The sequence below is a fragment of the Microbacterium trichothecenolyticum genome, assembly GCF_000956465.1.
GTDB classification, from domain to species: Bacteria; Actinomycetota; Actinomycetes; order Actinomycetales; family Microbacteriaceae; genus Microbacterium; species Microbacterium trichothecenolyticum.
This window is the reverse complement of the sequence record NZ_JYJA01000011.1, coordinates 1-12,592: the sequence shown is the minus strand read 5'-3', so window position 1 is coordinate 12,592 and position 12,592 is coordinate 1. Positions and strand designations below refer to the sequence as shown.

General features: G+C 68.0%; 10 protein-coding genes and 2 pseudogenes. 9 read left to right on the top strand and 3 right to left on the bottom strand.

Annotated elements, in window-relative coordinates; genetic code table 11:
• The 5 genes and pseudogenes from RS82_RS21460 to RS82_RS21445 all read left to right on the top strand — a co-directional run.
• Positions 1-299 (top strand): annotated as a pseudogene (locus tag RS82_RS21460) (ParA family protein); the annotation flags it as partial.
• Between the two features lie 50 nt (positions 300-349).
• Entirely contained in the window at positions 350-2,143 is a 1,794-nt protein-coding gene (locus RS82_RS00300) for a type IV secretory system conjugative DNA transfer family protein (RefSeq protein ID WP_245619471.1), read from the top strand.
• A complete protein-coding gene (locus RS82_RS21455; protein ID WP_169748661.1) occupies positions 2,136-2,525 on the top strand; it encodes a hypothetical protein in 390 nt (129 codons plus the stop codon). The genes RS82_RS00300 and RS82_RS21455 overlap by 8 nt, the downstream gene beginning before the upstream one ends.
• Positions 2,522-3,076 carry a hypothetical protein gene (locus RS82_RS21450; RefSeq protein ID WP_052676610.1) on the top strand — a complete coding sequence of 185 codons (555 nt, stop codon included), beginning with the start codon at positions 2,522-2,524 and terminating at the stop codon, positions 3,074-3,076. The genes RS82_RS21455 and RS82_RS21450 overlap by 4 nt, the downstream gene beginning before the upstream one ends.
• A complete protein-coding gene (locus tag RS82_RS21445; protein WP_045296094.1) occupies positions 3,073-3,519 on the top strand; it encodes a single-stranded DNA-binding protein in 447 nt (148 codons plus the stop codon). Before RS82_RS21450 ends, RS82_RS21445 begins: the two co-directional genes overlap by 4 nt.
• Before the next feature lie 298 nt (positions 3,520-3,817).
• Here RS82_RS21445 and RS82_RS21725 read toward each other — a convergent pair whose 3' ends face one another.
• Positions 3,818-3,979, bottom strand: coding sequence for a hypothetical protein (locus RS82_RS21725; RefSeq protein WP_245619470.1), 162 nt, complete (start codon positions 3,977-3,979; stop codon positions 3,818-3,820).
• 162 nt (positions 3,980-4,141) lie between these two features.
• Here RS82_RS21725 and RS82_RS00275 point away from each other — a divergent pair, with 162 nt between their 5' ends.
• Positions 4,142-4,453, top strand: a complete 312-nt coding sequence (locus RS82_RS00275; RefSeq protein WP_045296092.1) for a hypothetical protein — start codon at positions 4,142-4,144, stop codon at positions 4,451-4,453.
• Between the two features lie 35 nt (positions 4,454-4,488).
• Here the strand turns inward: RS82_RS00275 and RS82_RS00270 are convergent, their stop codons facing one another.
• Positions 4,489-7,503: an AAA family ATPase gene (locus RS82_RS00270; RefSeq protein WP_245619469.1), complete on the bottom strand. Its 3,015-nt coding sequence runs from the start codon at positions 7,501-7,503 to the stop codon at positions 4,489-4,491.
• A gap of 172 nt (positions 7,504-7,675) precedes the next feature.
• Here RS82_RS00270 and RS82_RS21440 point away from each other — a divergent pair, with 172 nt between their 5' ends.
• The 3 genes and pseudogenes from RS82_RS21440 (at position 7,676) to RS82_RS21210 (ending at position 10,267) form a co-directional block, all read left to right on the top strand.
• A complete protein-coding gene (locus tag RS82_RS21440; protein WP_169748660.1) occupies positions 7,676-7,921 on the top strand; it encodes a hypothetical protein in 246 nt (81 codons plus the stop codon).
• A gap of 64 nt (positions 7,922-7,985) precedes the next feature.
• Positions 7,986-8,606 (top strand): annotated as a pseudogene (locus RS82_RS00260) (transposase family protein); the annotation flags it as partial.
• A gap of 311 nt (positions 8,607-8,917) precedes the next feature.
• Complete coding sequence (locus RS82_RS21210) at positions 8,918-10,267, top strand: hypothetical protein (RefSeq protein ID WP_157005226.1); 1,350 nt, start codon at positions 8,918-8,920, stop codon at positions 10,265-10,267.
• Positions 10,268-10,674: 407 nt separating this feature from the next.
• Here the strand turns inward: RS82_RS21210 and RS82_RS00255 are convergent, their stop codons facing one another.
• Positions 10,675-12,042: a hypothetical protein gene (locus RS82_RS00255; RefSeq protein ID WP_045296089.1), complete on the bottom strand. Its 1,368-nt coding sequence runs from the start codon at positions 12,040-12,042 to the stop codon at positions 10,675-10,677.
• Positions 12,043-12,592: the final 550 nt, after the last annotated feature.

Below are 12,592 nucleotides of genomic sequence, written 5' to 3'. Positions count from 1 at the left end.
ATGACGCAGCCCCCGAATCCGCCGAATCCGCCGCCCTGCTCCTCGACGCGCTCCGGCAACGCGACCACCGCTCCGCGGCGCTCGCCGCCCACGCCGTCGTCGTGGTCACCCAGTCCGAACCCACCACCGCCGCCGCAGTCCGCAAAGTGGCCGACGGGTTCCGGGACCACGTGCGGGCGGTGCAAGTCATCCCGTTCGACCCGGCGTTGAAGTCCGGACCGCTCCGGTTCGACACCCTCCGGCCCCGCACCCAGGACGCGTGGCTCGCCGCCGCCGCGGCCGCAGCAGAAGCCCTCTAGGAACCCGGACACCGGCGATGAATGACGGGTTCCTGGGCAGGGCGATCGCGGTGCTGATCGCCGCTGCGATCGTGCTCACCGCGGTGTTCGGGTTCCTCGCCGAAGCCGTCACCGCGTGGTTGTGCGGCGCCCGCCCCACCGCGACCAGCCCATTCGCCGGGCTGTGGCTCGCCGTCACCGGGCACCCCGCCGCCTACACCCTACCCACCGACTGCACGCTCCCGGTGTGGCAGATCCGGGTCGCCGATCTGCTAGCGGTGCTGCTTATCGCCGGCCTGGCCGTGGGGGTGGGGGTGCTGGTGCGCCGGTACCGGCAGTCGGACCGGTCCTTTCTCGCGGACCTGCGTACCCGGCCGGGGTTCGCGGAAGCCGGTGAGATTCGCGACCACCTCTCCGGCAAAGCCGTCCTGAAACGCGCCGCGCAGCTGCGCCCCGACATTCCCAAGCCCACGGCCACGGATGTGGGGTGGCGGGTGGGCCGGTCCCGCGGCAGGGACGTGTACGTGTCCATCGAAGACTCCGTCGCCCTGGAAGGCCCACCCCGGTCCGGGAAGGGGTACCGGGTGCTGATCTCCGCCATCGTCGACTGGTCCGGACCGCTGATCACCACCTCCACCACGAACGACAACCTCACCGCGACGATGCGGATGCGGCAGCGTCGCGGCGACGTGCACGTGTTCGACCCGCAGGGCCTTTCCGGCATCCGCCACCCGCTCCGGGTCTCCCCCATCACCGGCTGCCACGACCCGCTGGTCGCCATGCAACGCGGCACCGCGATCATCACCGGCACCGCCCTGGGCAGCTCCACCACCAACGCCGAATGGGCGCAAGCTTCCGGTGTCGTCCTCGGCCGGCTGCTGCACGCCGCCGCCGTCGGCAACAAGACAATCGAGGACCTCTACGACTGGGGCACCAGCCCCGCCCTGGCCCGCGACGCGGTCGGCATCCTCCGCAGTGACGGTGCCCCCGGCTGGGGCGACAGTCTCGAGGCCACCATCGCCGGCGACGACAAACTGGTCTCCTCCGTCTGGTTCGGCGTCCAAGGCGCCGTCGCCCCGCTCGCCGTCCCGCAGATCCGCGACACCCTCATGCCCCGCACCGGCGACCCGGTCTTCGACCCCCGCCAGTTCCTCGACGACGCCAACACCCTCTACCTGATCGGGTCCTCCTCCGGCGCGTCGGCGATGGGCGGGTTCCTCGGGGCGCTGCTGGACGACATCGTCGAAGTCGCCCGCATCCGCGCCCTCGCCTCCCCCGGCGCCCGTCTCACCCACCCGCTGGGGCTGATCCTGGACGAGATCGCGAACATGTTCCGGTGGGGGAACCTGCCCCGCATCATGGCCGACGGCGGCGGCCGCGGCATCTGCACCTTCGTCGTCCTGCAAGCCCTCTCCCAAGCCGAGACCTCCTGGTCCAAAGCGGAAGCCGACACCATCTGGGCCGCCGCCACCGCGAAAGTCCTCCTCGGCGGCGCGTCCCACGTCGACCACCTCCGCGACGTCGAAGCCCTCCTCGGCACAAGGCAGACCCGCCGCACGCAACGCTCCTGGTCCACCCGGGAGATGGGGCACTCCACCAGCGAGCAGCACGAACGGCTCCCGTTGATGTCGGTGGACGAGATTCGCCGGATGCCGCAAACCCTCGGGCTGCTCGCCTACCGCAACCGCCGCGGCGTCCTGCTGGACCTCGCCGGCTGGGACGAACGCCGTGACGCGCACCACATCCAGACCGGCAAACGCGCCCTCGAAGCCGAGCAGCGCGACGTCTTCACCGCCACCGTCCACCGGCCCAGCCCGGCGGCGACCAAGTCCGCAGAGCAGGAGGAGGTGAGGACGGATGAGTAACCGGCGACGCCGTCCGCTGGGCGCGATGGCATATCGGGAGTACCTGCAGTCGCCGGTGTGGTTCGCCCGCCGCGACCGCTGGTTCACCGACCACGCCCGCACCGGTCAGCCCCTGACCTGCGCCGGCTGCGGCGCGACCGCGACAAAGCGGGAGCTGCAGCTGCACCACCTCGACTACCACTGGGCGATCATCCGCGACGGCACGTTCCTCGCCCGCGAAGCCCACGACGACCTGATCCCGATGCACGCCACCTGCCATGAACTGCTGCACCGGCTCATCGACCGCGACCCGGTGCTCGCCTACCACCGCACCCGCCGCGATGCCACCCTCATCGCGATCAACCAGCTGCGCCGGACCGACACGGACGTGGAGGCGTCGTGACCGACTACCCAGACGCCCCCGACCCCGACCAGCCCGACGACGAGCAGCAGCTCGGGAACGACATGGCCGGCAACCACCCACCACCCCGCCCGGACGCCCACGCCATGCCCTCCCAGGTACTCGGCGTGCAGATCATCAACTGGCGCACCCTCCCCGACAACAAAGCTCGGGAGGCATGGGAGGCGCTGCGGGCGTGGGTGGAATGGTTCACCGTCCGTTACGACATCCCCCTCTCCACCGTCCCGGACTGCTGGTACAAACACCCGGCCCTCGTCGAAGAGCTCTCCGCTCTGCACGCCGCCCACACCGTCTCGTTCGATTCCCGGGACACCGGGCTGGGGCCGATCGGGTTCCACGAACGCCTCTCCCTCGCCGTCCCCCGGCTCACCAAGGCGTATGCGGGCGGCTGCGCCCGCGGCCACAGCACACACACTCCCCGCTCCTGGTCCAGCGCGACCGACGAGCAGGAATGGGACGCGTGGACCAGGACGGCCCACGCCCACCGAGACACCCCGCCGGGTGCCTCACCATCGAAAGGAGCACGACCATGACCACCAGAATCCCGGTCACCCTCGAGGGCAACCTCACCGGTGACCCCGAACACGGCGGCAGCGACAACGGCACCGAGTACGCCCGGTTCACCGTCGCCGTCAACGACCGACGCCTGAACGAGACCACCGGCACCTGGGAAGACGCGGGCACCGTGTTCCACCGGGTCGTGGTGTTCAACCAGCAGGCCCGCAACGTCGCCGACTCCCTCCACAAGGGCGACGCGGTCATCGTCGCCGGGGGCCTCCGGTTCGGCACCTACACCGACAAGGAGACCGGGCAGACCCGGGAGACCCGCGACGTGGTCGCGGACAACGTCGGCGCGTCGGTGAAGTTCCAGACCGTCACCGTCGCCCGCACCCCAAAAGCTGAAGGGCCCGCAGCACACGCTCCGGGCCCTCAGATGGCACCGGCCTCGTACGCCGGTACCGGGATGAACCGCTGACCTGAACCATCACGACAGCGGGGCGAGAGTCACTGTACTCTCGCCCCGCCGTCCTGTGTACGGGCGACCCGCGTCAGATCTGGGTGTGGAGAAACGTCAACCCGCACGGCATGCAGGAGAAACCCGGCGGAGAATCCCGCAGCAGCGTGCCACACTCCGGGCACCGCGGCTGCGCCCCAAGAGTCTCATCGGTGGCGGTCATGACTTCCTCATGCCCGTCGTCGGCGTGTAGGCGGGCCTGCCGGTGATGCTACGCCGCCCGCCCTGTGACGGCGGGAACATGACGAAGTGGGCGAAGTCAGGTGTAGGCGCGGTGCACGTGCCAGTCACTCTCGGTGCGGAACACGTCGAACACGAACGAGCCGCCGTCCTCATCGGTGGCCTGGAACCGCCAGCCATACAGGCCGCCCCCACCATGCAACGGCGCCGCCCACACCGACTCCCGCAACCGAGTCGGCATATCCGAGACCCGCCACCGGCGACCGGCGTAGAACATCCGCGCCGGAATGTCGTCGACCAACCATAACGTGACGTCATGTTCTACCGCTGTATCGCCTATGTCTTCACACTGTAGAACTAATGTTCGATACTGTCTACATGGCCGAGAAAGGCGAGGCGGCTGGTGGGCACGAACCGAAGGTACGCGGCGCAGATCGATGCGCGGATGGGCGAGCGGATCCTGCAGCGCACCGCCGAGACCGGTCGGCTAGAAACGCTCACCGACTCGGAGTTGCAGCTCGACAAGCTTCCCATGACCAAAGCCCCGGTCGCCCGGCCGGTGCGGGCCTGGGTGCGTTTCGGCGGCATCCCGGTGCGAGTGGACGCGGAGGCGTGTTCGTGGACCGCGCAGGCGGTCGCGATCCGGTTCCGCGTCGGCGACGCCGAGCACCGCTGCTGGGTGTGGGCAGGGGCGGTCGAAGGACCCGACGGCTGATGCACGGCAGACAGGCGCGGCTCGGCATGCCACGCTCACCGGCGCGGGCCGGTCTCGCGGCTGGACGGTGAAATCACCGGGCCGGCGCTCCCCCGGGACACGGCCGCGCTCACCGCCGGTGTGCGGCTGTCGCCAGGCGCGTGCTCCGTTGGGGTGGGATCGAGCGCGCCCGCCCGGTAGTCGTCGAGCACGCTGGTGTAGGCGGTGAACTTCGCGGCGCGCTCGTCGACCAGCGCGGCGCGTTCATCTGCGGCGCCCCATTCGGCGGCCTGATCGGTGCCCCTGGCGTGGAGGCGGGCTGCGCCGGCTGCGAGTGCGGCGTCCAGGCTCAGCAGGCGCCGCTTGGCGTCGTCCAGCCACTCCTTGCGGACAGCGAGGTCGCGCCGGACCGCCACAACCGGATCGTGACCGGGATCGGCGCAGTGACCGCCCGCCCCGACGGGCCCGGGAAGGTCGCCGTCCGCGACATTCGAGGGGGCGGGGTGGCGGGCGGCGCGGTCGAGTTCGATGGAGGCGGCGCGGCGGGAGTCGTCGATGCTGACCTCGGGGATGCCGCGGAGCATACTGTCCGCGATCTGATCGCGCGCACCGGCGGCGGTGTGCGAGATGGCGATCGCCTCGTTGTGGTCCCGGCCCCGGGTCATCCCGACATACAGGCCGGCGGCGTCCACCCCCGGTCCGACCACGGAGGCGTCAGCGGTCTCCCCCTGGATGCCGTGCACCGTCGACGCGTAAGCGAGGTGCACGTGGTTCGCGGCGTACTCGTGGCTGATGGTGCGGGCCACACCGCTGTCGCTCGCACTGACCAGCTCGATGCCGGTGTCGGTGATCCGGCGCAGGACCCACACCGCCCGATTCTCGACGCCGGCGTGGCGGTCGTTGCGGCGGGTCTGCACCAGGTCGCCCTCGAGCAGCCGCTGCTCGTCCCGCCCCACCCCGATCCGGACGAGGCTGAGCTCCCCGGCGGCGAGGCGGCGGTGCTGGATCGCCTCGTTGATTGCATTCGCGTCTTCATTGCTGCCCGTCACCAGCGCCACGCGGCGCTGGCTCGTGGCGTGACGGAAGTACGCGTCGACCATCGCGTCCCGCGCCTCCTCTCGACCGTTCACCCGGCGGATCAAGCCGCGGTCGTCCAGCTCAGCCGCGACCGCGAGGGCGACCTCCTTCGACGCGGGCTCCCGCATCCGCAAGGTGAGGGCGGCGTAATGCGGGTCCCGGAACCGGTGCACCGCGGTCAGCTCGACCACGGCGGTCGAACGAAACGCCATCGTGGCCATCGCCCCGGAATGCCCAACCGGGCGGGCCTGCAGCGGATCACCGACCATCGCGATCCCCACCCGGAGCTCCTGCGCAACGACGGCCAGCGCATTCGCGGTGTGCAGATCGACCATGCCGGCCTCGTCCACCACCACCCGGTCCCCGGCCTGCAGCACGTACCGCCGAGGCCCTTCATACGGCACGCCGGTGGCGGGATCGCTGTCGCCGACGTGGAGACGCGTCCACATTTCCGCCCCGGCGTCGTCGCGGCCCCACCGCCAGCCGTGATCGCCGAGCAGGGCATGCAGGCTGGACGCGTGGGTGCCGATCTCCCGGCCGGCGACCGACGCCGCCTTCTTCGTGGGCGCGACCACCACCATCCGTCGCCCCTGCGCCCGCAGAGCCGCATGGGCGACTTTGAGCATCGTGGTCTTCCCGGCACCGGCGGGTCCGGTGATGGCCGCCAGTATGTCGGTGCCCGCGATGGCGGCCGCCGCGGCGATCTGCCGTGGGTCGAGGATCACGTCCGCGGTCAGCACGTCGGCGGCGGCGGTGAGGACGGCGTCGGCGTCGAGAACCTCGCCGGGGTGGCTGAGCGCGTCGAACCGGTCTGCGAGTTCCGTCTTCAACGCCGCGGTCGCTGTGGCCAAGTACCCCTTGACGTGTGCGGGGCGATCCGCCTCCCCCTCCAACAGGTCGGTCGTCAACGTCAGCCCCCGGGCGACAACCTCGTCGATCACCGACTGCAGCCGGTCGCGGCCGTCCACCACGCCGGCGGCCGCGAGGGCCCGCATCGCGCCGGCCCGCAGGTCGAACAGACCGAACCGGCCCCCGCACCCGGCGGCCCGGGCGTCCGCCTCCACAACCGCGCGCGCCGCCAACAGCCCGACATCCAACCCCTCCACCGCAACCGCCCGGACGGGCGTGGCCGCTCGGAGGTGCAGCAGGGCCGGGTCGATCGCGGTGAGCTCGCTAAGGACCAGATCTTCCCAGCTGGTCTCGTCCAAGTCACCCGGCTTGTTCGGGCGGGCGGTGGCCCACGCCAACCGGTCGATCTGCTGCAGTTGATCAGGAGACGGCTGCCGGTGCGGGTGTTGGGCGTGCCAGCGGGCCAGCAGCATCGCCCGGTTCGCTTCGATCTGGTTCGACCGGCGCGACAACGGTCTGACCGCGTGCGCGAGCTGGGCGATCTCGCCGTCGACGTCCAGCGTGTAGCCGTAGCGGGCGAGCGCGGCCACCCACCTCGGATCCGTGCGCGCGGCGAGCTCCCCCTCCGCGTTGACGAGGGTGTGCATCTTCATCGCGACCCGGGAGTCGATGTTGGACCACTTCCCGTCCTCACCGAGCACCTTCACGGTCAACCACAGATGCCGGTGGATGTGAGGGTCCAGCGCCCGCGACCGGCGGTGCCGCAACTCGACCACCTCGATACGCCGGAGCGGTTCCCGTATGCGGCCGCCGGCGCCGCGGCGCGCGTTCAGCTCTCGCTGCCACAAGGTGATGACCCGGTCCCGGAGCCGATCCTGCAACGCCTCGAATTCGTCCGCCAGCTCCGGGCCGAGGAGCGCGGCGATGCTGTACGACTTCGGGGCGTTGATCGTGCCGTCCAGCAGCAGATCCGCCTCAGGCGAGGTCAGATCCCGTCCCCGCCGCTCCCCCGTGACCGGGTCGAACCCGTCGACCCAGCGCCGCAACTGCACCTCATCGAGCTTGTCCTCCGTGATCTGGCCAGCATCGACGACGAATCGGGCGACACCGCCGGCGGCATCGCTGTACCCAGCGAGCGCATCCACTCCAGACGTCGAGCGGAGATGAGAGTCGCAAGAACCCTGAAACGCGTAGCCAAGCGCCTGTCGAACCCCCTGCGATCCGACACCCCGCTTCCACCTCTCCAGACCGCCGCGCACGACCCCAGCGTACGCCTAAGTTGCTTAACTCGAAACGAGTTACACAGAAAGTGCCTGCGTGCATTCCCTATTGGCTCTCCTCTTCGCTCTCCTCTTGGTCGTCGTTGTCGTCGTCTTCGTCTTCGTCTTCGTCTTCGTCTTCGTCTTCGTCGTCGTCTTCGTCGTCGTCTTCGTCTTCGTCTTCGTCTTCGTCTTCGTCTTCGTCTTCGTCTTCGTCTTCGTCATCTTCTCTCTTCTCGTCTCCCTAGTCCTCTTCGTCTTCGCCTCCCTAGTTGTTCTTCCCCGACACGTTCTGAACGCCTGACGTAGGCGAAGACCTCCGGGGACGATGTGGGTGCCACCCTCACATCCGCTCCACGGAGGTCTTCGTGACTCACGCTAACGCTCCCTTGACGCCGGAAGGGCGTCGCCGACTCGCTTCATTGATCGTTGACGGCGGCTGGACCGTCAGAAGGGCGGCGGAACGGTTCGAAGTCTCGCCCGCGACCGCGTCCCGGGGGGCGCGGCGGTATCGGGTAGGGCAGCCGCTCACTGACCGTTCGTCGCGCCCGCGTTGCTCACCCGCGCGACTGCTGGCGGAGCGGGAGCGGCGGATCGTGTCGCTGCGGTTCACGAGGCGGTGGGGGCCACACCGAATCGGCTATCACCTCGGCATCCCGCGCTCGACGGTCGGCCGGGTACTCGCACGTTACAGGATGCCGCTGCTGCAGCATCTCGACCAGACCACCGGGCTGCCGGTGCGGAGACTGAGGGCGGTCCGCTACGAGAAGGAGATCCCGGGCGAGCTGGTCCACATCGACATCAAGAAGCTCGGCAAGATCCCTGACGGCGGCGGGTGGCGCGCTCACGGCCGCGACTCCGCTCAGGCACGCCGGGCTGGAGCTGCCACCGATCGCGCCGCACGTTAGGGCGCATCCCCGTCACGCGGTTACGTGTTCCTGCATCACGCCGTCGACGACTGCACCCGACTGGCCTACTCCGAGCAACTCTGCTGTCTGCAACCCACCCGCGGGAGACGGCCCCAGGCGGACCTCGACTGCACGCGCATGTCCAACTTCTCGAGCGTCGGCGACACTTCGCGTCGCGCAGCGCCAGCTTGAGGACCCAGATCTGCACGCGCGCCGGCCGACCGGCCACGGGCCTCAAGCGTTCCTTGCCCTCGCGCGGGCCGGCTTACGTTCTCTCCGTCCACGACGCAACAAACGCCCCAGCCAAATGGCTAGAGCGCTTGTATGTTTGTACTCCGCCAAGATATGCGGATGATTGTGGTCCCCAACGGGACAGTCGGTATCTTACACACATGTCGATGCAGCCCGTAAGGCCGGAGCTAAGCGCAACCGATACTGGATTGAAGGCCACTGGGGGTCACATCGCGTTGTACTGGGTCGTCGCAGGAACGCTGCTCGTGGGTGGTGTGGGGGCTACCACCATGAGCCTGCTACTTCCATCGGACGAAGAGGCACTACTCTGGCCCCGGATCGTCTCGACCGCCATGGGTGTTCTACTTACGGCGGTGTCGAGCGCTGTCGTCGCGTATGTTCTGACCCGGGTCGTAACGGTCTCCGATGTAGAACGCCGCTACACGAGCGTGCTGGATCGCATCGCGCGGAGCCTTGCCCATGTTTACACGAACCTACAGTTGGCCACCTCCCAGCGACGTTCTGGAGCGTACGAACACGAGGAGACCTATCAGGAGGTCATTCTGGCCAGTGCGAGCTCGGTTCTCGCTGAGTTCGATAGCGTCACGAGGCTCAGCGGCTCGATCAGTGGGGCGTTCAAGGAGAGTAAGCGAGACCTCGATGAGATTCAGAGCATCTTCGTAACCGATCCTGTGGTCGTTCAGACACTCACTGCAGCGCGCATGGAGAGTGCTCCGTTCGCTGGAGAACGGGTCTCCCTCGCGTGCCCCAGGTGCGACTCGCGGGTTAGTGGACAGTTGGCGATGCGGGCGGGCTGGACTGCCACTGTTACCTGCAATCACTGTCGAGCCAAGTTCAACATTCATCGCAAGGGGGATCTCACGGTCTACGCCTCCGCTCCGGCAGTCGAGCGGCGAGCGGCGGCTACGAGTGCGTCGAGCTTGGCGGGTGCGCCGGGGGCTGCTGGTTCGCCGCAAGAGTTCGGGGATGGCGAGGGCGCTGCCATTCCGCCAGCCGCCGAGAAGGAAGGCGCGCCCGACGAGAAACCGGCTGAGCCCGTGGAGGGCGAGGAGATCAATGCAGTTCACTCGCTACCGCTGAGTTGTCCCTCCTGCAACGAGAGATTTTCAGTCCGGTATCGAGCCAGCCAGGTGAGGGACGACGGCACTCTCGAACGCATATGTGTTGGATGCGCGTGCAGCTATCGCGTGGTGGTTGCGACAGGGGTCGTGTCCACGTGGACCGCGGGAGTAATCGAATCAGGAACGATCGTCGCCCGACGAGCCAGCCATGTGCTCGTCGCGTGCCCAATTGACGGGTTTCCTCTCCCCGCTACCTTTCCCTCGAAGAGTGGAGACTGGCGTGCGTACTGTCCCTCGCACCGCAAGGTTGTTGCCGTGACTCGACCTGAGATGCGAGCGTGGATGGAAGAGAACGACCCCGGTTTCCTCGCCGCGCGTCTGCTGCGGGAAACGGACGGCGCAGCCAGGATCCTCTCCGACATCGGGTGACAGCGCCCCTCAGCACCTCACTCAGATCGGCTGTGCGAAACGTGACCGTAGTGGACTGCGACCCGACTGGCGGCGCGTTGTCGGGGGCCGAGCACGCACTGTTCGGAAGCAGCAGGCGCGAGAGCGGAGACGGGGTAGAAGGCAAGCGCCCGCTTGGCCTCCTGTCGCATCACCCCGGGCGTTTCGGCCGTCCGAAGATCCCGATCCAACGCAGTAGCTGCAGGTCGCACCCCTGTTCGCGCGGCGCCCGCACGGCGACCCACAAGCAAACGCACTCCAGCGTGCACGCCACGCGCCTCAAGCGTGCACCGCCCTCGCGGCGACCGGCGATCGGGCCTGTCCACGCCCGTCGTCGGCTCGACCTCGGGCCGTCAACCTCTGAGCCGTGGGAGCCTCGTGTTGCGCGCTTACGACGCGTCGGGTGCCGAAGAACCGGGCAGCTCGTCGTCTTGGGACGAGAGCGCGGCCGAGGGAATGTCTTTCGGGACTTGCTCGTCCACTACGACCTCTTCGGGTTTGCGGAGGCGGGGCGGGGCGGCAGACCAGTCCTTGAGCCGCTGGCCTACTACGTCGTAGGACTCGAGGATCGAGTCCATCACTGAATCGATGAAGCCGGACCTCCCCGCGAGCCGAGCCGCGCCCATCTTCCCGATGTACGTGACAGTGAACGACTTGATCTCCTTCGTGGGATCGGCGACGAGGACGCCGGGGTCCTCACGAGCGGTCTTCAGAAGTTCGGCGGTGCCGCCACGCTGACGCGCGGCGAACGCCTCGATGCGGAGGGAATCGGGTGCATCCTTGAGCTGGCGCAGTAGCCAGTTGACCCTCGTGGTGGGCCGACCCTCGGCGGGAGCGCTCGTGGAGAAGGAGCAGGTGACCTGCGCCGCGCGGATATCAACGGTCACGGTCAGCGGTGACACCGCATTCTGGATCCGGATAGCGCCCCACATCTTGCCCTCGGTCACCAACATCTCAGTGACGGCGGCGATCCGAAGCGAAGGGTTGGCGACCTCCGCTTTGGACAAGACCTGTGTTACGTCAGCGCCAAGTCGCTGCCCGAGCTTGAGCGCGCCGTAGCGCAGCAACGCATCGAACCGACCCGCGACCTGTGCGGCATCCTTGTCGCTCTTGCGGAGAGTGCCAATCGACACCGCGTCACGAACCGGCACCCAGCTCGGCCCCATGTCCGTGAACTCGACCGCGCCCGACTTCGGGTGCTCGAGGTACCGGATCAGCTCACCCAGGATCCATGCCTGGTCGGGGTCAGCGACGCCACGGAATTCCTTCTGCATGATCGCGGCTGTCAGCACTTCCGTCCACGACAGGTGGTGCATGACCGCGTACTTCGCCTTGCGTTTGTCGACGACGGTCGGATGGGTGCCGGCGGCGGGCGGGATCTCGTTGGAGATCGTCAGCAACGCATCGAAGCGGTGTTCCCGCGCGACGTCCAGATAGTTTTCCAGCTGTTCCCGCTGTAGCTCGTTGTTTCCCGTCTTGACCTCTACCAGCGCGGTCCAGACCTTGCTTCCCCGCTTCACTCGAATGAGGCCGTCGGGAAATACCTTCTTGTCGCCCAGCGGGAACGGCACCTCGATGAACGTTTCGAGCACGCCGGCCGGCGCACCCATCCGGCTCGTTAGAACCCGGCCGTACTCCTTCACCGAACTCATCACCGCGAGCAGAGCGGATGTTGCCCGCCGCTCCTGCTCCTCAGCACCGTTGATCCCAGACGTCGGGATCAAACGCGCAGCGTTCCAAGGGTTCTCTTCTGCCATCTCGACTCCGTTATTGACACGACCTACATCCGAACGCTAGCGGCAACCCCGCACCCTCTTGAGCATTTCGACCCGTAGCGCGTTGCCCCTGGATACGCTCGATGCGTGATGGACTAGCGCGATCACGCACTCGCGGATATGCGTGGTCTTGTCGAGGTCTACGGGCGGGCGATCCTGCACGTACTACCCGGCGTGAGGTCGGGGAAAACCTCCTTCTCGTACACGGTTGGGTCTCCCTCCCCAGTTGGCCGGAGCTCGTCAATACGGGGCTGCCCGAGCAGGTTGCAGTTGTGTCCTCAGGAATGCCGTCGACACGCAGGGCGAACGGCTCGTTCAAATCGGGGGACCGGAGCGACGAACTCACGCAGTTAGGTGATGTGATGTTCATCGCGGTCACTGTCGACGACGCTCGAAAAGTAGCCAATGCGACGTCTTGTATTCCAGCGGTCATCGCAACGAGGGGTGATTCTCGGAGGCTAGCAGGCCAGCGAAGAGGTCTGCTGGGGCTCGATCTCCGAGGGTGATGCGCGGCCGGCGATTGAGCTCGTTC